This is a genomic window from Bradyrhizobium sp. SZCCHNR1017, assembly GCF_032381375.1.
In the GTDB taxonomy this organism is placed as follows: domain Bacteria; phylum Pseudomonadota; class Alphaproteobacteria; order Rhizobiales; family Xanthobacteraceae; genus Bradyrhizobium.
The window spans coordinates 1-20,581 of record NZ_JAUHIR010000007.1 but is presented as its reverse complement, the minus strand read 5'-3'; the positions used below and the strand labels follow the sequence as shown (position 1 = coordinate 20,581).

General features: G+C 64.4%; 18 protein-coding genes. 3 read left to right on the top strand and 15 right to left on the bottom strand.

What is annotated here, in order from left to right; genetic code table 11:
• Nucleotides 1–23: 23 nt before the first annotated feature.
• Nucleotides 24–1,580, bottom strand: a complete 1,557-nt coding sequence (locus QW863_RS18235; RefSeq protein ID WP_315716158.1) for an NADH-quinone oxidoreductase subunit NuoF — start codon at nucleotides 1,578–1,580, stop codon at nucleotides 24–26.
• Nucleotides 1,577–2,053 carry a formate dehydrogenase subunit gamma gene (locus QW863_RS18230; RefSeq protein ID WP_315716159.1) on the bottom strand — a complete coding sequence of 159 codons (477 nt, stop codon included), beginning with the start codon at nucleotides 2,051–2,053 and terminating at the stop codon, nucleotides 1,577–1,579. Before QW863_RS18230 ends, QW863_RS18235 begins: the two co-directional genes overlap by 4 nt.
• Before the next feature lie 261 nt (nucleotides 2,054–2,314).
• Here QW863_RS18230 and QW863_RS18225 point away from each other — a divergent pair, with 261 nt between their 5' ends.
• Nucleotides 2,315–3,208 (top strand): LysR family transcriptional regulator, encoded by an 894-nt coding sequence (locus QW863_RS18225; protein WP_315716160.1) that lies wholly within the window; start codon nucleotides 2,315–2,317, stop codon nucleotides 3,206–3,208.
• 166 nt (nucleotides 3,209–3,374) lie between these two features.
• Here the strand turns inward: QW863_RS18225 and QW863_RS18220 are convergent, their stop codons facing one another.
• From QW863_RS18220 to QW863_RS18205, 4 genes are all read right to left on the bottom strand, one after another.
• The gene (locus QW863_RS18220) at nucleotides 3,375–3,716 is read right to left on the bottom strand and encodes an antibiotic biosynthesis monooxygenase (protein ID WP_315716161.1); all 342 of its coding nucleotides are present in this window, start codon (nucleotides 3,714–3,716) and stop codon (nucleotides 3,375–3,377) included.
• 114 nt (nucleotides 3,717–3,830) lie between these two features.
• Nucleotides 3,831–4,343: an isoprenylcysteine carboxyl methyltransferase family protein gene (locus QW863_RS18215; protein ID WP_315716162.1), complete on the bottom strand. Its 513-nt coding sequence runs from the start codon at nucleotides 4,341–4,343 to the stop codon at nucleotides 3,831–3,833.
• Between the two features lie 310 nt (nucleotides 4,344–4,653).
• Entirely contained in the window at nucleotides 4,654–6,978 is a 2,325-nt protein-coding gene (locus tag QW863_RS18210; protein WP_315716163.1) for a PAS domain-containing sensor histidine kinase, read from the bottom strand.
• 207 nt (nucleotides 6,979–7,185) lie between these two features.
• Complete coding sequence (locus QW863_RS18205; protein WP_315716164.1) at nucleotides 7,186–8,499, bottom strand: cation diffusion facilitator family transporter; 1,314 nt, start codon at nucleotides 8,497–8,499, stop codon at nucleotides 7,186–7,188.
• Between QW863_RS18205 and QW863_RS18200 the strand changes: the two genes are divergently transcribed.
• Nucleotides 8,480–8,608: a hypothetical protein gene (locus QW863_RS18200; protein WP_315716165.1), complete on the top strand. Its 129-nt coding sequence runs from the start codon at nucleotides 8,480–8,482 to the stop codon at nucleotides 8,606–8,608. The genes QW863_RS18205 and QW863_RS18200 overlap by 20 nt on opposite strands.
• A gap of 74 nt (nucleotides 8,609–8,682) precedes the next feature.
• Here the strand turns inward: QW863_RS18200 and QW863_RS18195 are convergent, their stop codons facing one another.
• The 8 genes from QW863_RS18195 to QW863_RS18160 form a co-directional block, all read right to left on the bottom strand.
• Complete coding sequence (locus QW863_RS18195; protein ID WP_315716166.1) at nucleotides 8,683–9,651, bottom strand: zinc-binding dehydrogenase; 969 nt, start codon at nucleotides 9,649–9,651, stop codon at nucleotides 8,683–8,685.
• A 137-nt stretch (nucleotides 9,652–9,788) separates the two neighbouring features.
• Complete coding sequence (locus QW863_RS18190; RefSeq protein WP_015665845.1) at nucleotides 9,789–10,208, bottom strand: CBS domain-containing protein; 420 nt, start codon at nucleotides 10,206–10,208, stop codon at nucleotides 9,789–9,791.
• A 221-nt stretch (nucleotides 10,209–10,429) separates the two neighbouring features.
• On the bottom strand, nucleotides 10,430–11,749 hold the full coding sequence (gene oxlT / locus QW863_RS18185; RefSeq protein ID WP_315716168.1) for an oxalate/formate MFS antiporter: 1,320 nt from the start codon (nucleotides 11,747–11,749) through the stop codon (nucleotides 10,430–10,432).
• A 242-nt stretch (nucleotides 11,750–11,991) separates the two neighbouring features.
• Nucleotides 11,992–13,278, bottom strand: coding sequence for an oxalate/formate MFS antiporter (oxlT, locus tag QW863_RS18180; protein WP_315716169.1), 1,287 nt, complete (start codon nucleotides 13,276–13,278; stop codon nucleotides 11,992–11,994).
• Nucleotides 13,279–13,486: 208 nt separating this feature from the next.
• A complete protein-coding gene (locus QW863_RS18175; RefSeq protein WP_315716170.1) occupies nucleotides 13,487–14,986 on the bottom strand; it encodes a tripartite tricarboxylate transporter permease in 1,500 nt (499 codons plus the stop codon).
• A 41-nt stretch (nucleotides 14,987–15,027) separates the two neighbouring features.
• Complete coding sequence (locus tag QW863_RS18170) at nucleotides 15,028–15,522, bottom strand: tripartite tricarboxylate transporter TctB family protein (protein WP_315716171.1); 495 nt, start codon at nucleotides 15,520–15,522, stop codon at nucleotides 15,028–15,030.
• Nucleotides 15,523–15,531: 9 nt separating this feature from the next.
• A complete protein-coding gene (locus QW863_RS18165; protein ID WP_315716172.1) occupies nucleotides 15,532–16,530 on the bottom strand; it encodes a tripartite tricarboxylate transporter substrate binding protein in 999 nt (332 codons plus the stop codon).
• Between the two features lie 392 nt (nucleotides 16,531–16,922).
• On the bottom strand, nucleotides 16,923–17,060 hold the full coding sequence (locus QW863_RS18160) for a hypothetical protein (protein WP_315716173.1): 138 nt from the start codon (nucleotides 17,058–17,060) through the stop codon (nucleotides 16,923–16,925).
• Between the two features lie 482 nt (nucleotides 17,061–17,542).
• Between QW863_RS18160 and QW863_RS18155 the strand changes: the two genes are divergently transcribed.
• Nucleotides 17,543–18,019 (top strand): peptidoglycan-binding domain-containing protein, encoded by a 477-nt coding sequence (locus QW863_RS18155; RefSeq protein ID WP_315716174.1) that lies wholly within the window; start codon nucleotides 17,543–17,545, stop codon nucleotides 18,017–18,019.
• A gap of 309 nt (nucleotides 18,020–18,328) precedes the next feature.
• Here QW863_RS18155 and QW863_RS18150 read toward each other — a convergent pair whose 3' ends face one another.
• Nucleotides 18,329–20,215, bottom strand: a complete 1,887-nt coding sequence (locus QW863_RS18150) for an ATP-binding protein (protein ID WP_315729392.1) — start codon at nucleotides 20,213–20,215, stop codon at nucleotides 18,329–18,331.
• Between the last annotated feature and the right edge of the window lie 366 nt (nucleotides 20,216–20,581).

The window sequence follows — 20,581 nt, the reverse complement described above, 5'->3', positions numbered from 1 at the left end:
TCGGTGTCCTTGTTCCCGATATCTTATTCCGCAGCCTGCAAGCGCGGCTGCTGGGGGCCGAAATCTTCGCGGAAGTGCTTCAGCGCCGAGAGCACAGGGTAGGGCGTGAAGCCGCCGAGTGCACAGAGCGATCCGAGCTTCATAGTGCCGCAGAGGTCTTCGACCAGGGCGATGTTCTCGGCGACGCGCTCGCCGCGGCGGATCTTGTCGATGGTCTCGGCGCCGCGCGTCGAGCCGATACGGCACGGCGTGCACTTGCCGCAGGATTCGATGGCGCAGAACTCCATCGCGAAGCGGGCCTGCTTCGACATGTCGACGCTGTCGTCGAACACGACGATGCCGCCATGGCCGATCAGGCCGTCCTTGGCGGCGAACGCCTCGTAGTCGAACGGCGTGTCGAACAGGGCGCGGGGGAAGTAGGCGCCGAGCGGGCCTCCGACCTGCACCGCACGGACCGGGCGGCCGGTGAAGGTGCCGCCGCCGATGTCGTCGACCAACTCGCCCAGCGTGATGCCGAACGCGGTCTCGAACAGGCCGCCGAACTTGACGTTGCCGGCGATCTGGATCGGCATCGTGCCGCGCGAGCGTCCCATGCCGAAATCGGCATAGGCCTTGGCGCCCTCATCGAGGATGAAGGGGATGGCGGCGAACGACAGCAGGTTGTTCACGACGGTCGGCTTGCCGAACAGGCCATGATGGGCGGGCAGCGGCGGCTTGGCGCGGACGATGCCGCGCTTGCCCTCCAGGCTCTCCATCAGCGCGGTCTCTTCGCCGCAGACATAGGCGCCGGCGCCGGTGCGCACCTCCAACTCGAACGTGGCGTTGGAGCCCGCAATCTTGTCGCCGAGCAGGCCGGCCTTCCTGGCGATCTCGATCGCCTTGGTCATGGTCGCGATCGCGTGCGGATATTCCGAGCGCGTGTAGATGTAGCCCTTGGTGGCGCCCACCGCGATGCCGCAGATGGTCATGCCTTCGATCAGCACGAAGGGATCGCCTTCCATCAGCATGCGGTCGGCGAAGGTGCCGCTGTCGCCCTCGTCGGCGTTGCAGATGACGTATTTGCGGTCGGCCGCGGTCTGCGCCACCGTCTTCCATTTGATGCCGGTCGGGAAGCCTGCGCCGCCACGGCCGCGCAGACCCGAGGTCGTGACCTCGGCGATCACAGCATCGGGCGTCAGCGTCAGGGCGCGGGTCAGGCCCTTGTAGCCGCCATGGGCGCGGTAGTCGTCGAGCGACAGCGGATCGATGATGCCGCAGCGGGCGAAGGTGAGGCGGGTCTGCCGCTTCAGCCACGGGATCTCCTCGGTCAGGCCGAGCGAGAGCTTGTGCGGCTTGTCGGCGACGATCGCATCGAGCAGGGACGGCACGTCGTCTGCCGTCACCGGTCCGAAGCCGAACCGGCCCTGCGCCGTCTCCAGTTCGACCAGCGGCTCGAGCCAGTACAACCCACGCGAGCCGTTGCGGACGATTTCGATGTCGACATTGCGCTCGAGCGCGGCCTTGTGCAGCGCCTGCGCCACCTCATCGGCGCCGACGGCGAGCGCGCCGGCATCACACGGGACAAAAAGACGCACGCTCATCGCTGGGCCTCCGAGACGAGAGCATCGATCCGGGCTTCGTCGAGCCGGCCGACCAGGCGTCCATCGAGCATGGCCGACGGCGCGGTTGCGCACAGGCCGAGACAGTAGATCGGCTCGAGCGTGACGCGCTCATCGGCCGTGGTGTTGCCGAGGGCGACGCCGAGCTTCGCTTCGGCGCGCGCCGCGAGCGCATCGCCGCCGGCGGCCTGGCAGGCCTCGGCGCGGCACAGCTTCAGCACGTGACGACCGGCCTTCTTGGCCCGGAAATCATGGTAGAACGTGAACACGCCGTAAACCTCGGCGCGCGAGAGGTTCAGAGCGGATGCGATCATCGGAATGGCATCCTCCGGCACGTGGCCGAACGTCTCCTGCAACGCATGGAGGATGGGCAAGGTTGCTCCCTCCATCCCGCTATGTTGGGCGATGATTTCGGCGCCGCGCGCCGCCTCCCACGTCTCGTACACCGGCGTCATCCTGATCCCGATTCTGCGTTGCAAGCGTTTCGCACATCCAAATTGGAATTGCTCAAGATATCAATAAAGCAGTCCCGTGCTGCGATAGCGAAACGCAATCGTGAGATAGCTACAAGTTGACGAAAAACGGGCGCTCGCGCGACCGGCTTGCGGCCACGTTTTACCGTGTCCGGGCCCTCCGCGCCGTGATAGGTTTCTCCGTGGCCCGCACCGCCGAAAACGTGCGGAACCGGGCCCTTCAACCGCTGGAAGGCCGACCTCTTGATTGACAAGCTCGAACTGCTGCTGGCGCTGGCCAAGGAGCGTCATTTCGGCCGCGCGGCCGAGGCCTGCGGCGTGACCCAGCCGACGATGTCGACCAGCATCAAGCAGCTCGAGGAGATCCTCGGCGTCATGCTGGTGCAGCGCGGTTCCAGGTTCCAGGGCTTTACGCCGGAGGGTGAGCGCACGCTCGACTGGGCGCGCCGCATCGTCGGCGACTTCCGCGCGATGCGCCAGGAGATCAACGGGCTCAAGGACAAGCTGTCGGGCGAGATCCGGATCGCGGCGGTGCCGACGGTGCTCGGCATGGTGGCGTCGCTGACGACGCCGTTCCGCGCCAAGCATCCGGAGGTCCGGTTCCGCATCATGTCGTGCACGTCGGCCGACGTGCTGGGGCTGCTGGAGAACCTGGAGGTCGATGCCGGGCTGACCTACATCGAGAACGAGCCGATCGGCCGCGTCCGCACCATCCCGCTCTACAACGAGAGCTACCGGCTGCTGACCGCGCCCGACGCGATGTTCGGCGATCGCGATCAGGTGACCTGGCAGGAGGTCGGGCAGGTGCCGCTGTGCCTCCTGACCCCGGACATGCAGAACCGCCGCATCATCGACCGCGCTCTGAAGGCCGCCGGCAACGAGGTGACGCCGACGCTGACGTCGAACTCGCTGCTGGTGCTGTACACCCATGTCAAGACCGGCCGCTGGGCCAGCGTGATGCCGGCCAAGCTCGCCGAAACGCTCGGCCTCGCCGACAAGGTGCGCTCGATCCCGATCGTCGATCCCGTCATCAACTACCAGATCGGCCTGGTCATCCCGCAGCGCGACCCGATGACCCCGCTGATCGCGGCGCTGGTCCAGATCGCCCGCGAGGTCGCGCCCAGCCTGCAGGCGTGAGGCGCGCGTCCGCGGAGTTGCCGCTGGCGCAGCGCTGCGCTCGCCAGGATGGCGCACACTGTCTCCTCTCGTCATTGCGAGCGCAGAGTAGCCATCCAGGTTGCTGCCGTGGCGACGGCCGGCGTCGTCGCCGACCTCGCCGGCGTCATCGGCAGACTTCGGGCTCTCATGCGGTCGCTGAACTCTGACCTTGCGCGTGGCGCGTGGCCTTCAGCTCATAATGCGCGGCATGGCCGTCATAGCGGCTGAGCAGCTTCCGCGCCGCGGCCGGGACCACCGCCGCGTCATGCGCCGGACCCGCGAAGCGAACCACCGCCGTCGGATCGGCGAAGGTCATGATCGTCACGAATTCGACCTCGTCTTCGAGCGGCCTGCGCAGCAGCTCGATGCTCAGAAATCCCTCGATCTTCCGATCGATGATCCCTGGAAAGATCGTTGACCGCAGCAGGTCCTCATAGGCATCGGCATCCGCCGCCGTGGTCCAGCCGTGCCAGATCCGCTTCAGCATCGCGATGCTCCCTTGGGTACGATGATGGTCACCGAACCCTTGCACGGGCGTCGAGCGTCGCACTTGGTGAAAGTTGCGGTCCGCGCGGCGAACTCGCGGAGCGGCTAGCTCCGCTCAGTACGCCGCAAATTGCTCCCGCATGATCTTCTCCTCCTGCCGGATCCGCAAGGTCAGTGGCACGGCATAGATGATCAGGCCGGCCACGAGCGTGAGATAGGCGTGCAGGGTCAGCGCGTAGCCGATCAGCTCGGGCAGGATGTTGAGGAAGTAGTTCGGGTGGCGCACGATCCGGAACAGCGGATGGGTCACCAGCGCGTGGTCGCGCGCGAGCATCAGTTTGACGGTCCAGAGGCGGCCGAGCAATTGCGACACCACAAGCAGCATCACCGCGCCGAACAGATAGATCACGAACCCGATGATGCTGACGGCGTCGAGCGGCGCATCCCGGACGAGGCCCTCGGCCGTCGCGGCGAGATAGAAAGCGACATGTGCGATGGCCAACCAGCGCGACACGGATGCGCCGTATTCGGTTGCGCCGTCGGCGCGCAGCCGTTTTTCGTTGCGGATCGAGACGCCCAGCATGGCAAAGCGATAGGCGAAGGCGGCAACCATGAAGGCAATGATCACGCGCAGTACTCCAGATCTTGGAGCAACTGCCTTAGTTGCTGACCTGCAGGTGCGTCAATACCACGTTCCGCCAATGTTGCTGACTAGGCACGAAGCGACGTCATGATGCCGTCATCCGCCTGCGTCCTGCGTCGGCGTTGCATGTCCGAAGGGCAAGCCGATCGCATGGGCATCATCCGCCACGCGAGAGCGCTGTCATGCCTGTGGGGCCTGATCCTGAAGTGCAATCTCTTTGAGATGTGAATCCGATTTGATGATGTTGCCGTAGGGTGGGCAAAGTGCCCACGCTACGGCAGTACGGCCGCCGCGCTCACGCCGCGACCGAGATGCTCGCCGTGGCCTTGTACGCGTCGCGGGGCAGGGTCACGCGGACGACGGTGCCGTGCTCCAGCCGCGAGCGCAGCCGCATCGAGCCGCCGTGCAACTGGGCCAGCGAGCGGGCGATGGCGAGGCCGAGCCCGGAGCCGTGATAGGTTTTGGTCATCTGGCTCTCGACCTGCTCGAACGGGCGGCCGAGGCGCGCCAGCGACTGCGCAGGGATGCCGATGCCGGTGTCGGCGATGATGAGCACGACCTTGTCCTCGAACACGCGACTCCGCATCGTGACACGGCCGCCTTCGGGGGTGAACTTCACCGCGTTCGACAGCAGGTTGACCATGATCTGCTTGGTGGCGCGACGGTCGGCGACGACCGGGATGCTGCCTCCGATGTCGGCGTCGAGCACGAGGCTCTTGTCCAGGGCGCGACCGGAGACGACGCGCAGCGATTCCGCCAGCGTCTTGGCGAGGTCGAGCGGCTCCATGTCGAGCTTCATGCGGCCGGCCTCGATCTTCGACATGTCGAGGATGTCGTTGATCACCTCGAGCAGATATTGACCCGAGGTCAGGATGTCGTGGCAGTACTCCTGGTACTTCTCCGAGCCGAGCGAGCCGAACATGCCGCTGCCCATGATCTCGGAGAAGCCGATGATGGCGTTGAGCGGCGTGCGCAGCTCGTGGCTCATATTGGCGAGGAATTTCGACTTGGTCTGGTTGGCTTCCTCGGCGCGGGTCTTTTCCTGCGAGTACTTCTCGGCGAGGTCGGCGAGCTCGATCGCCTGGCGCTCCAGCGCGCTCTGCGAGCGCTGCAGGTCGATCACGGTGGCGCGCAGGCGCAGGTCGTTGTCGACGAGCTTCTGCTCGTGCTCCTTGATGCGGGTGATGTCGGTGCCGACCGAGACGTAGCCGCCGTCCTTGGTGCGGCGCTCGCTGATGTGCAGCCAGCTGCCGTCGTCGAGCTGGGCCTCGAAGGTGCGCCCGCCCGGCGCCTGCTGGCTGTGGTCGTGCAGCCGGGTGCGGATCTCCGGCATCTTGCCGACCTCGATGACGGTCTCATAGGAGGTGCCGGGGATCACGGCGGAGTCCGGCAGCTTGTGCAGCTTCTGGAAATGCGAGTTGCACAGCACCAGCCGGTTATTGGCGTCCCACAGCACGAAGGCTTCCGAGATCGTCTCGATCGCGTCGCGCAGGCGCAGGTCGGCCTCGACGGTCTTCTCGACCAGGCTCTTCTGCTCGGTGACGTCGACCGCGATGCCGATCAGGTGCAGGCCGGAATCGGAGGTGCCCTGGCTGAGCTCGCAGCGCACCCGCAGCCAGATCCAGTGGCCCTCGGTGTGGCGCATCCGGAAGCTCTGGTCGATCTGGTGGATGTCGCCGGCGACGAGCTGGTCGGCGATCTCGAACAGGTCGATGTCATCGGAGTTCACCAGCGCGTTGACCTCGCCGAAGGTGAGGAGGTCGGTGCGGTTTTCCAGGCCGAGCATCGCGAACATCGAGTTCGACCAGAAGATGCGCCCGCGCGACAGGTCCCAGTCCCACAGCCCGCAGCGGCCGCGATTGAGCGCGGTGTCGATGCGGCCGCGCACGGCGTCGTTGATCAGGTCGCCCTCGCGGGCGCGGGTCGACTGCCAGTGGAAGGCGAAGCCCAGGATCAGCACGACGAAGCCCGTCGTCGCCGACAGGGTCACCGAGAGCGCGGCGTCCGAGCCCCAGATCGGCTCGAGCTTCTCCTGGATCACGACGACGCGGCCGGGCAGCGCCTTGATCAACTGCGACACCGCGAAGGCCGGACGGCCGTTCGGCAAGGTGATCTCGGTGACCGCGCCCTGCAGGCCGGGCGTGGCCAAGAGCTGCGCGGTCGAGATCAAATCGAGGATGCGGTCGTTCTCGCCGAGCGCGGCGTCGACCGGAACCCGGGCCAGGATGCGGTGGTCGGCGCCGGTGACGATCACGTGGCGTCCGGCCGCCGCTCCCCAGGCGGGGATCAGGTCGGGCAGCAGGCTCTGCAGATGCTCGATGTGGGCGATGCGGTCCGGGCGCGTCGCCAGATGACCGATGCGGTCGGCGAGCAGGTCGGAGATCGCGGCCAGGTCGCGCTTGGTCGCGCCGCGCTTCTGACGGCTCTGGTCGAGCACCTGGACGAAGGCGCCGAGACAGATCGTGACGAGAAAGGCGATGATCAAAGTAGGGACAGCACGACGCAATACCGGCTCAGCAGTCAGCAGCCTTTGATAGGCCGGTTTCGCGATCGATTGCGCCAACCCCTTGATGGAATCAGAAGATTGGACGCACGCGTTCGCGGCATGCGCACGCGCCATGCTGTAGACCCCCGAAACTTCTTGGATACCCGAATTTCGAAAGAGCCCCAGCCGCTTCCGAATCAAGTTGATTTGAATCCAGATTTCTCGGGCTGTCGAGAGTCAACGATTTGGCAAAAGCTAATAAATCTTATCCAATGCGGAATTGCCATGGCGAAAAGCCGGCAGAGTGAGTCCGAAGCGGGAACGCAGCATGACGTTCAGGCTTCAGCCGTGCGGCGGCTCGGCGTGACTGATGACGCGCTTGACGCTCGGGAAGGCGCGACGCACCCCGCGCTCGATGTGGTCGACGTTGTCGTGCACCTTCAGCACGCTCATCGACGGCGCCGCGCGGCAGTGGAAGTTGACGATCTCGCCGGCGTCGGTGTTGCGGACGCGGACATTGTGCACGTCGTACATGTCGGTCTCGGCGGCGAGACGCTGCAGGGCGGCGGCGATCTCGGCGATCCGCTGCGCCGGCGCGTCGACGCCGAACGGCAGCTCGGGCTCGAGCGGCTCGATATGGGTGTCGACCTCGACGTCGGCGCCGAATTCGTCGCGGATGCTGCGTTCCAGCTCGTGCGCGATCGCATGCGCCGCGAACAGGCTCATGTCGCCGTCGACCTCGAGGTCGATCGCCACGATCAGGCGGCCGCCGACGTCATGGACGGTGACGTGATGGATCGCGAGGCCGGAATTGCGCGCGATCACCATGATGCGCTCGCGCACGCTCTCATTGCTGAGCGCGACCGGCACCGTCGTGAAGGTGACGTCGGCGCCGGACAGGCTGGCATCGACCGCGGCCTGCGCATCGCGCTTGATCTCGTGCACGCGGTCGATCGGGTAGGTGCGCGGCACCTGCACCGTGGCGTCGACAAAATGCGTTGCGCCGACGAGCCGGACCCGCAGCCGCTCGACATCGACGACGCCGCTGATCGAACGGATCGCGGCGCGCGCCTTTTCGGCCGCGCCCTCTGGTGCACGGTCGAGCAGTGTTTCTACGGTGGAGCGCGCCAGCCGCAGGCCGAGCACCGAGATCATCAGGGCGACCGCGACCGCGGCGGCGGAATCCCCCCACCAGAACCCGAACGCAGTGAGGACCAGGCCGGCGATGACGGCAATCGAGCCGAGCACGTCGGAGGCGAAATGCAGCGCGTCGGCGGCGAGCGCCTGGCTGTGGGTCTCGTGCGCGGCGCGGTGCAGCGCGCGGGCGCGCCAGAAGTTGACGGCGATGTCGACCAGCAGCACTACGAACGGAATCGCCGACAGCGACGGCGGTGGCGCCGCCTCGCGCAGCCGGCTGACGGATTCCACCAGCACGCCGCCGGCCAGCACGTAGAGCAGGGCGATGACGCCGAGCGCCGACAGGCTCTCCAGCTTGCCATGGCCGTAATGATGTTCGTCGTCGGCCGGCCGGTCCGATACCCGAACCACCATCCAGGTGATCACGGTGGCGACGACGTCGACGGCGCTGTGCAGGGCCTCGGAGACGAGCGCGAGGCTGCCGATCAGGATGCCGACGATGAACTTCGCCGCGGCCATGCTGGCGCTCGCCGCGATCGAGATCGCGGCGACACGGGTTTTCCCGGAATCGACATGGGAGGCGGCGTCTCTCATGGCGGCGGATGTAGCAGCCGAGGCCGCACCATGAAAGCCGGGATCGCGCGGTCCAAAGGCGTGGACCGCGCGCTGTTTGGAGTGCTTCTAAATCTCAGAAGGTTGCGTTCACAAGGTCACCACGATCTTGCCGAGATGCTTGTTCGCCTCCATGTGCGCGAACGCCGCGCCAATGTCGTCGAAGGCGAAGACGCGGTCGATCGGCAGCCGCAGCGTGCGCTGCTCGACCGCACTCCAGATGTCCTTTTTCACCTCGTCGAAGATCGTACGGATCTCCTCGATCGAACGGGTGCGGAAGGTGACGCCGACGTAGGTGATGCGGCGCGCCGCGTGCAGGTCGAAGTTGAAGTCGGCATGGGTGCCGCCGAGCCGGCCGACATTGACGATGCGGCCGAGGACCTTGGTCGCGGCGAGGTTCTGATTGGCGACCTTGCCGGACACCTGGTCGATGATCAGATCGACGCCCTCGCCGTTGGTCGCCTGCAGCACCTGATCTACCCAGGCGGGATCGCTGGAGTCGATGGCGAGATCGGCGCCGAACTCGTTGAGCCGTCCGCGGCGCATCGCATCGGTCGAGGAGCCCACCACCAGCGAGGCGCCCTTGAGCTTGGCGATCTGCATCGCCATCAGGCCGACGCCGGAGCTCGCACCCTGCACCAGCACGCGCTGGCCCGGCTGCAAAGCGCCGTTGGTAACGACGGCGTTGTGCATCGTGGTCAACGCGATCGGCAGCGTGGCGGCCTCGTCGAAATTCATGTTCGACGGCGCGTGGAACAGACGGCCGTGGTCGGCGAGGGTGTATTCGGCGAACGCGGCGCTGCCCGAGCCCATCACCTTGTCGCCGATCTTCACGCCCCTGGCATCGGGACCGAGCTCGGCGACCTCGCCGGCCCATTCCATGCCGAGCACCGTGCCGACGCCGCCGGCGGCGCCATGCACATGCCCCTTGGTCATGCCGAGATCGGCGCGATTGAGGCCGCAGGCGCGTACGTGAACCAGGACCTGCGTGCCCTTCGGCGCGGGCTTGGCGATATCGGTGATCGCGGCGCCCTGGGCGCCGTAGACATAGGCTTTCATCGCGAGGAATCCTGTCGGTCAGAATGAGCGGCGACCTTACTGTGCCGCTGTTCTCAGCGCACCGCCTAACCGGCGGCGCGCTGCTCCGACAAGACCCCCTGGGGGATGAACCGGTTCAGCTGACCGGGCTGGGCGCGTCAGGCGGCGACCGGAGCTTCCGCTTCGTCGAAGGCGCTGGAGACGTCGCGCATGCTGATGACGCCGGCGAGCGCGAAGTCGACGATGACCGGGAGATGGCGGATGTGATGCACGTTCATCAGATGCCGCACGTGCTCGAGCGTGTCCTCAGTGCTGCAGGAGATCAGCCGCTGCGGCGAGATCAACTGCGAGACCTTCATGGTGACGCCGGCGGCGCCGTGCTCGGCGATGGCGCGCACCACGTCGCGCTCGGTGAACATGCCGGCGGCGGTGTTGCCTTCCGTGCGGACGACGTCCTTCACGACGAGGGCGCTGACATTGCTGGCGCGCATCAGCTGCGCCGCGACGCCGACGGTCTCGTTCATTCGCACCGTGATCACGCGCGCCGTCTTGTTGCGCAGGATGTCTCCGACTTTCATGGCACCCTCCCGTTTGTTGTCTTGAACAGGAGGAAGTCTGGTATACGTTATGCCAGAAGTCAATTGGGATCTTGATGTTTTTCGGGCAGACGGTCGGGAAAATAAGGTCAGCGATGCTGTCAAATGTATGCTCGGGTTGGCATCTGGCATGCACGGCGCGCCAAAAGAAAAGGAGGCGCATCGGGATGCGCCTCCTGCAGTCGCGGGAAGAAGCGGGTGATTTACGCCGTGGTGCGAACGTCCTGCGCCGCAGGCTGGGTGACCGCCGCCTCCTTGCCGAGGATGAAGGCGCGGCGCAGCGGCTTGATCACGAACAGCGCCATCAGCGCCGCCGTCGCGTTCAGCGCAACGCCGATCACGAACACTGCCTGCCAGCCATACTTGGCGGAGACGAGGCTCGCGAGCGGGACCAGAAGCGAGGCGGTGCCCTTCGCGGTGTAGAGCATGCCGTTGTTGGTCGCGGCATATTTGCTGCCGAACGTATCGCCCGAGGTCGCCGGGAACAGGCTGTAGATCTCGCCGAACACGCCGAAATAGACCGCGGTCGCGAGCACGAACACGATCGGGTTGTGGCCGTAATTCGCCAGCGTCAGCAGCATCAAAGCGGCGGTGCCGAAGGCGATGAACATGGTGTGCTCGCGGCCGATCGTATCCGAGATCCAGCCGAACACCGGACGGCCGAAGCCGTCGAAGATTCGATCGAGCGAGATCGCAAACGTCAGCGCCGCCATCTGGAAGCCGGCGAGCGACACCGGCTCGTTGGCGATCTTGAAGTCGTGCGCGATCGGGGCGATCTGGGCGGCGGTCATCAGGCCACCGGAGGCCACCATCACGAACACCAGATACATGATCCAGAAGATCGGCGTGCGCAGCACCTGCGGCGGCGTATAGTCGATCTTGCTCTGCGGCAGGTTGAGCTGCTTCTTGCGCGCAGGCGCGGCGTGGGTCGGCGGCCGCAGGAAGATCGCGAGCACGAACACGATCAGGCCCTGGCCGATGCCGAAGGTGAAGAAGGCGCTCTGATAGCCGCTCGAGGCGATCATGCTGGCGATCGGCACGACGGTGAGCGCGGCGCCCGCGCCGAAGCCGGCCGCGGTGGCGCCGGCGGCGAGGCCGCGGCGGTCGGGAAACCATTTCAGCGCATTGCCGACGCAGGTGCCGTAGACCGCACCGGCGCCGATGCCGCCGATGACGGCGCCGGCGTAGAGCAGGGTGAGCGAGTCGGCGTAGGAGTTCAGCACCCATGCCAGCGAGATCATGACGGCACCGAACATGATGACGAGGCGCGGGCCGTATTTGTCGACGAACCAGGCCTCGACCGGCACGAGCCAGGTTTCGGTGACGACGAAGATCGTGAAGGCCAGCTGGATCGCCGTGCGACCCCAGTGAAACTTCGCGTCGATCGGATCGACGAACAGTGTCCAGCCATATTGCAGGTTGGCGATCATCGCCATGCAGATGATGCCCATCGCGAGCTGGAGCCAGCGGAAGCCGCTGGACTGTGCCTGGACAGGCGGTGTCGCCTCTGTGCTGGAAACCATGTGTCCTCCCTAACGCGCTCTCTTGGAGGATGCCGCTGCGAGCGCGCTCCTCATCTGCGCACGAAGTCATTCTGGTATAATATATTCCAGTCTGCAATATGGCCTGCGACATAGGGTGCGACATGTTGCTTTGCAGCGAGACCGAAATCGTCCGCCAAGCAAAAGAAAACGCTCGGCAAAATGCCGAGCGTCGTCAATCTGGAAGTGTTCTTTTTTATTTTTGTTGCAGCGCGAAGAGGCCGTCAGAGCGTCGATTTCTGCACCACGACCCTCCGCCAGGGCTTGAGCACCGCGATCGCGAGGATCGATGCCAGGATGTTGGCGCCGGCCGCGATGATGAAGACGCGGTCCCAATTGCCTGATGACTGCTGCATGTAGTTCGCGATCGGCACCAGCAGCGCTGCCGTGCCCTTGGCTGTGTACAGCAGGCCGGCATTGGTGGTGGCGAACTTGGTGCCGAACGTGTCGGTGCAGGTTGAGGGGAACAGCGAGTAGATCTCGCCCCAGGCGAAGAACACGAAGCCGGACAGGATCACGAACCACACCGGATCGTGGCCGAGCATGTACAGCGCCCAGATGCCGATGCCTTCCATGCCGAAGGCGATGAACATCGTATTCTCGCGGCCGATCATGTCCGAGATCCAGCCGAAGAACGGACGCGTCAGGCCGTTCAGAACGCGGTCGATGGTGGCTGCGAACGTCACCGCCGTCATGGTCATGCCGATCAGCGTCACCGGAATGTTGTCGACCTTCCAGTCGCCGGCGATCGGCTTGAGGTTGGCCGTCACCATCAGGCCGCCGGCGCCGACGATCACGAACATGAAGTACATCAGCCAGAAGATCGGCTGACGGATCACTTCGGTCGGGTTGTAGTTGCGGCGGCTCTGGACGAGGTTGGTGTTCTGAGTGACCGCGGGCACCTGGCCTTCCTTGGGCGCGAACAGGAAGAAGGCGAGGATGACGATGATGATGCCCTGGCCGAGACCGAAATACAGGAAGGTGGTCTGGAAGCCGGAGTCGCGGATCATGGCCTGGATCGGCGCGACGGTGAGCGCCGAGCCGGCGCCGAAGCCGGCCGCGGTGATGCCGGCCGCGAGGCCGCGCTTGTCGGGAAACCACTTCAGCGCGTTGCCGACGCAGGTGCCGTAGACGCCGCCGGCGCCGATGCCCGCGATGATCATGCCGAGATAGTAGCCGTTGAGCGAGGTGGCGTAGGCGTTGATCATCCAGCCGATCGCGCAGAGCACGCCGCCGACGAGCACGACGATGCGCGGGCCGTATTTGTCGACGAACCAGCCCTCGACCGGCACGAGCCAGGTTTCGAACAGCACGAACAGGGTGAAGGCCCACTGGATCGACGCGCGATCCCAGCCGAAGGTCTTGGCGATATCCGGGACGAAGAAGGTCCAGCCATATTGATAGTTGGCGATCATCACCATCGCCAGGACGCCAACCGCGAGCTGCGTCCAGCGATAGGCGTCGCTTACTCTTGCAGATGCGGGCGCCCCCGCGTGAGCCAAGTCCGTCATGTTTCCTCCAGGCTGTCTATTCTTGTCCTAACAGCTATGCGGAGTTTGGTATATGATATGCCAATAAACAAGCGGATTCATCGAGCCCGTGCCCGATGCTAGGCCAGCGAGCGATGAAAAAAGCCTGCAGAAGCAAGGCAAATCGCTGCAGCGACAATACGACGCAGCAGAGGATATTTGTAGTTCAACTATCGGAGCAAGGGCGAGTTTATGCGGCGAGCGCCCGCAACCGGTTGTAGCCCTGCTGGATCGCCGACCAGAACAGCGCGATCAACCCGAGCGCCATGATGGTGCCGACCAGCCCGTTGGAGAAGAAGATCGCGAGCGATCCCTGGGATCCCAGCAGTGACTGCCGGAAGGCCTCCTCGGCCTTGTCGCCGAGCACGATGGCGAGTACCAGCGGCGCGAGCGGATAGCCGCACTTCTTGAACAGATAGCCGAGCACGCCGAACACCAGCATCAGCACCACGTCGAACGTGCTCGAGTGCACCGAATAGGCGCCGATGGCACAGAGCACGAGGATGAGCGGTGCGATGATGCTGAAGGGAATGCGCAGGATCGCCGCGAAGACCGGAACGCAGGTCAGCACGACGAGCAGGCCGGCGAGGTTGCCGAGATACATCGAGGCGATCAGGCCCCAGACGAATTCCTTCTGCTCGACGAACAGCATCGGGCCTGGCTGCAGGCCCCAGATCAAGAGGCCGCCGAGCAGCACCGCGGCCGTGGGGGAGCCGGGCACGCCGAGCGACAGCATCGGCAGCAGCGCCGCCGTGCCCGCCGCATGGGCTGCCGTCTCCGGAGCAACGACGCCTTCGATCTCGCCATGGCCGAAATTCTTGCCGCGCTTGGAGAGGCGCTTGGCGATGCCGTAGCTCATGAACGAGGCCGGCGTGGCGCCGGCGGGGGTGATGCCCATCCAGCAGCCGATCAGGCAGGAGCGCAGCGACGTGACCCAATAGGCCGGCATCTCCTTCCAGGTGTGCAGCACGACACGCAGGTTGATCTGCGCATTGCCGCCGCGGAAACTCAGGCCTTCCTCCATCGTCAGCAGGATCTCGCCGATGCCGAACAGGCCGATCACGGCGATCAGGAAGTCGAAGCCGTTGAGCAGTTCCGTGACGCCGAAGGTGAGGCGGAGCTGGCCGGTGATGGAATCCAGGCCGACGGCCGCGAGCGCGAAGCCGATCATCATCGCCGCGATCGTCTTGAAGGGCGGCTCCTTGCTCAGGCCGACGAAGCTGCAGAAGGCGAGAAAATAGACGGCGAATTTCTCGGCCGGGCCGAACTGAAGCGCGAAGCCGGCGACCAGCGGCGCGATCAGCGTGATCATGATGACCGCGAACAGCGCGCCGACGAAGGACGAGGTGAACGCTGCCGTGAGCGCCTCGCCCGCCTTGCCCTGCTGCGCCATCGGGTAGCCGTCGAAGGTGGTGGCGACCGACCATGGTTCGCCGGGGATGTTGAACAGGATCGAGGTGATGGCGCCGCCGAACAGCGCGCCCCAATAGATGCAGGACAGCATGATGATCGCCGAGGTCGGCGGCATGCTGAAGGTCAGCGGCAGCAGGATCGCGACGCCGTTGGCGCCGCCCAGTCCCGGCAGCACGCCGATGATCACCCCGAGCACGATGCCGAGGATCATCACCATGATGTTGAACGGTTGGAGGGCGACTGCGAAGCCGTGAAACAGATTGGCGAGTTCTTCCATGCCAGCTTGGTCCTGCAACCCTCAGCGGATGAGTTTTCTTGTTAGAGTCCGAGCCAATCCTCGATCGGCCCCTTGGGGAGGGGGACCATGAACCAGCGCTCGAAGATCAGATAGGTCACGACCGGCATGCCGATCGCGACCGCTGCCACCGTGAGCCAGCCATATTTGCCGAGCCACCGCATGAACCAGGCGATGAAGATCATGGACGCGAGGTAGAGGCCAATGAAGGGCAGGGCGCCGACATAGATCGCCGTCGGCACCACCACGCTCATGACCTGGCGGAGCTGGCCCCATTCGGCGAAGACACGGCCGTCGTCCTCGCGCAGCGTGTTGCGGAAATTCATCGCGCTGGCCGCGACGACGAGCAGGCCGACGTAGAACGGGAAGAACCCCGCCCGCGGTCCCTCGGCGCCCCAATTGATCCCAGCCTTCACGCTGCCGATGATCACGATGATCCCGAACAGCGCGATGGCCAGCGTGACGCCGGCCTCGACCGCCTTGTGGCTGGGGCCGGCCGATCCACCGTGACTTCTCATGCGAGCCGCTCAGTTCGAGGCCAGGAAGCCGGCTTCCTTCATCAGGAGCTCGTGCCGCTTCTCTTCGGTCTCGACCCACTTCGCGTAGTCCGCACCGGTCATGAAGGTGGTGTTGAAGGCGCCGGTCTTCATGAAGTCCTGCCATTCCGGCGTCTCTCGCACCTTCTTGAACAGGTCGACGTAGTATTCGATCTGGTCCTTGGTGGCCCGTGGCGACATGAAGATGCCGCGCAGCATCAGATATTCGATGTCGAGCCCCTGAGACTTGCAGGTCGGGATGTCCTTCCAGGCCTTGCCGTCGGTGATCGGCTCGTCAAAGCCCATCGGCTTGTCGTCGAACACGCAGAGCGGCCTGACCTTGCCGCCGCGCCACTGCGCCACCGCCTCGATCGGATTGTTGACGGTGGAATCGATGTGGTTGCCCACCAGTTGCACGGCCACTTCGCCGCCGCCCTTGTAGGGGATGTAGGTGAACTTCGCGCCGGTCGCCTTCTCCATGGCTACCGTGATGATCTGGTCTTCCTGCTTCGAGCCGGTGCCGCCCATCTTGAGGGTGCCGCCGGCCTGCTTGACCGCATCGACGTAGTCCTTGGCGGTGGTGTAGGGCTTCTCGGCATTGACCCAGAGCACGAACTCGTCGAGCGCCAGCATCGCGACGGGAGTGAGGTCCTTCCAGTTGAACGGAATGCCGGTCGCGAGCGGCGTCGTGAACAGGTTCGACAGCGTGATGATGATCTTGTGGGGATTGCCGGCCGACGCCTTGACGTCGAGGAAGCCTTCGCCGCCGGCGCCACCGGACTTGTTGATCACGACCAGCGGCTGCTTCATCAGGTTGTGCTTGGTGACGATGCCCTGGATCGTCCGGGCCATCTGATCGGCACCGCCGCCGGTGCCAGCCGGAACGATGAACTCGACCGGCCGGACAGGCTCCCATCCCGCCAGAGCCGGGATATGCCCTGCCATCAGGGCGATGCCAGCCATAACGGCCACGCGCACGGAACGCTTCATCGACGCTTTCTCCCCTTCATTCCCGAGAGCGCACGGCTTCTTCCGGCCGCTGTGCCCAATCGAACCACCACCGACCTGTCGAGCCCGCCGGTGTCATCCCCACCGTGACCAGCTTCAGGCCGTCGCCAGCCCCGGACTTCCTTGCCATGCCCATGCAGCCAAAAGTTGTGTTGGCAGCCGGGATCAGGCAGCAAGAGGAGCATCCGCAGCAAATCGACCGATTTGATTTTGGTATGAAGAGGTGACCGACCGCAATTGAGGAGATCGGGTGGGACGCCCACGGGGCCAATATGTCGCAGGTCGCGTGGGGGTCGCAAAAGCAAAAGCCCCGGAGATCCGGGGCTCTTGGTTGGGCTTCGAGGGTTGCCTGCGCGCGCGAAGCGCGCCGAGCCTCAGAGGCCGAAATAGGGCAGGTCGCCGTTGCGGTTGGCGGCGCGGGCGCTGGTCATCAGCACGCGGTCGAGGGTCGCCAGCAGGCGGCCGAACAGCGACACGGGCTGGACGAGGGGGAGGGCGACGGTCTTGGCCATGGTTTGTCTCCTTCAGTGAGGCGGTATGACGTTCTGACTGAGGAGAATTTACGTATACCAGATGCCAGATACAACGGATTATATTGCATGGCGGTATGAGCGTTTTGCGATGCAGCAGGAATGTGACGATTTGGATTTTCAATCGAAATTTGACTTCGCATGCAGAAAGAGCCGCCCAATGGGGAGCTCTGAGCAGTTGAAGGGTAATTAGATACGCATTCGCGGCTATGCGACGGCTTGCCTGCCGCGGCTGGCTCGCCCACGACGATCCGGGATCGCGGCCACTGCTGGACACCTCCCAGGTGCGCTCCGATCGCGTGCTCCGCGTGCAACGCGAGGGAACAATGGCGCGGGGCCAGGGAACCGTGCCGCCCGGGCCGCAGTTACCCTGCAATCGCACGGAGCGGCATGACCGGATGTTGATCGTTCAGTTCGGCGCGCTGTATCTCTTCTAGAAACGTATCATCGGCGAAGGAAAGGCCATGCGCGCCTTGATCCTGGCACTGTCCCTCCTAGCGATCGCCGGAAGCGCGCAGGTCGCTGACGCTGGTCTGAGCAGCACACCTCGTGAAGCGTCGGCACCCGCCGATACCGTGATCGCTGCCCAGGACGCCAACCAGCAGGCCGAGAACCAGATCGGCCTCACCAAGGCGAAGCGTCGCGCCGTGCAACGAGGGCTGACCAGGCTCGGGTTCGGCACCAAGATCAACGGGACGTTTGACGAACAGACCCGCGCCGCCCTCGCCCATTGGCAGGAGGAGCGCGGCTATCCCACGACCGGCTTCCTCAATGCCGCCCAGCACAAGGTCCTGATGGACGCAGCCGCCGAGGCTGCCAAATCCGACCGCCAAGCCCGTCGCAGCACGGGGCGCGCGCGACATCAGCGGAATGTCGGAGGTCCCATCGGCGCGATCGGCGGTGCGATGCACCGCGTGGTGGGCGGAATTTTCGGCAGGTAAGCGTTCAACCTCGAAAGAGCTGGAGGACGGCCATCGCAACCTGGCACGTTGTAGGACGGTTGTGACCACGATTCGCCGGGCGAACTCATGTTACCAGAGCATGCGCATGGCGGCGTGGATGTCGGGGGATGAAGCAGATCGGGTCAACTTGCTTTGACCACTACGAGTCCTCCCACCCCTTGCGGGATGATGCGGCCTGGCCGGCCGCCGGATACGAAGAGGCTGTCGCATCTTCGGCAGATGTCTGCTGTGGCTCTCAACGACACCGTCGCAATCAATGACCTCTGGGCCCGAAATGGGCCAAGCACGTCACTTCACGTCGCCCAGGTCGGCGGCCTGGCCGAGCCGAGAGTCACCGCTATCAGTCGTTGCGTCGTTGCGCGCACGCGGCAGATAGATCGTGACCGTGGTTCCCTTGCGGAGCTCACTCTCGATCACCGCGACACCGCCGCATTGTTTGGCAAATCTATAAACGCTGGCGAGACCGAGCCCGGTGCCTTTGCCCGGCTCTTTGGTCGTGAACAAGGGCTCGAATGCAACCGCGAGGATTTCAGGCGGCATGCCCGAGCCCGTGTCGGAAACCGCGACTGCCACGTAATCGCCCGAGAGATTGTCGAGCTCGCCGTGCAGCGTCCTATTCATCGTCGATATTTGCACGGTGCCTTCCGCGGTCATGGCATCGCGCGCATTGACGACCAGGTTGATGATCGCCATCTCCAGTTGGGTTGCGTCGCCGCGTACGGGCCAAGCCTCCGATGCGAGGTTGAAGATCAGCTTGCCGATTGTGCCCAGCGACTGCTCCAGCACTCCCTCCATGGCAAGGATCGCCTGATTGATGTCGATGATCGTCACTGCCGACGGCTCTTGGCGTGCGAAGGCCATAAGGGAGCGGACGAGCTGCTGGCCCCGTTTGGCACTAGCCAGGGCATTATTGATACGCAATCGCGAGCGGGGATCATCGATCCGCTCCTCGAGCATATCCAAGTTTCCTAGGATCGGGGTGAGCAGATTTCCGAAATCGTGGGCGATGGTGGCGGCCATCTGGCCAATCGCTTCCAGCTTCTGTGATCGCCGGAGCGACTCCTCGATTTGCGCTTTTTGGTGCTGCGCCTCGTCGCGCTCGACCTCGCGCTGGTTGATCAATTGGGAAGCCGTTGTCAGAGCGTGACCTAGCTCGTTCACCTCCCGAATTTCGACCGTCGGGACATCAATCTTCCTGGACAGTCCCAGCGCAAGCGCCGGGGTCGTCATCGCGCGGATCGAGCGGACGATTCGCCTGCTGATACTTGCCGCCAACAACGCACCGAGCAACAGCACGAGGACCGCGGTAGCGCTCTGGATCATCAGTGCCCATCGCAGATTCGTCGTATAGACGCTCTTGGGAACGCCGAATGCGATCATCCAGCCCGTGATCGACGACCGGTGGTATCCGCCGATGACTGCGATACCTTCCAGCGTCGGGGTCTCGTATATGCCCTCCTGCGCCCTCGACGTCTGGCGTTGGAATTCAGGCGTTCCCTGCTGGCCGATGAACAGTTCCGGATCTTTGGTCCGGGCGACGATAGTCCCGCCGGTGTCGAGGATCGCCACGATCCAGCCCTCCGGTATCTTCTGCCGCTCCAAGATTACGGCAACATTCGCGGGAAGAATGCCCATCACAAGCGCATACGCGACCTTCCCGTCCCGAAACACGGGCACACCGACGGCGATTTGAGGCTGTCTCGATGTGGCTCCGATATAAAAATCGGAAATCGCAGGTCGGCCGGACTCGAAGATGGTGCGGACCAGGCCTGGGATGCTGGTTCTGGGCAACGGCTGACCGTAGGGGACCATCGTGCTGACCAGGAGTTGTCCGGCCGCGTCCGCGATGACAATTACATTGCCTGTCAGCCACTGCAGCAGTTCGCGCGAGTGCTCGTGAAAGGCGGCAAGATCACCGGACTGCAGGTAGGGTGACTTTGCAAGCACCCGCAAGCTCGACTGGACGCTGAGCAGCTCGCGGTCGACCGCCTGCATCAGCGCGCGTGTTGTGGCCACGGTATTGCGTTCTGCATTGTCGCGTGCCGCAATATACGAGTCGGTGATCAGGTAGCCGGCGACCAGCATTGCCGGAACGGTGCAGACCACGAGGAGCAACCCCAACCAGAACCGAATGGATCGACCACGGTTTTCGACAGGAGGTACGCGCCTGGACATGAACTCTTCACCGATAGAGTTTTGGAAAGAACCTCGCGACAGCCCACCATGCAAAACCCTATGAGCCTAAGGCGGGTTCTATTTGATTTGAGTCAAACGCCTACGATGAGAACCCGGGCCAACGCCCCGCCTCCAGGTATGGGATCGGGAATTTTCGTCGCCTCATGCCTGCCCTCAAGCTGAGGGAAGACCATCGTGTCGGTTCAAAGCAGAACTCTGGAATGGGCCTTCGCTACTACAATGTGGGATGCTAGCGAAATGTCTCAGATGGGTCTTGGTCGTGTAAAAACGGCCTTGCGGACGTCCGTCCTGACCACGAGGACGCGGGCGTTTCTCAGGCTGTGATTGCCGCGATCAACGGCTTGA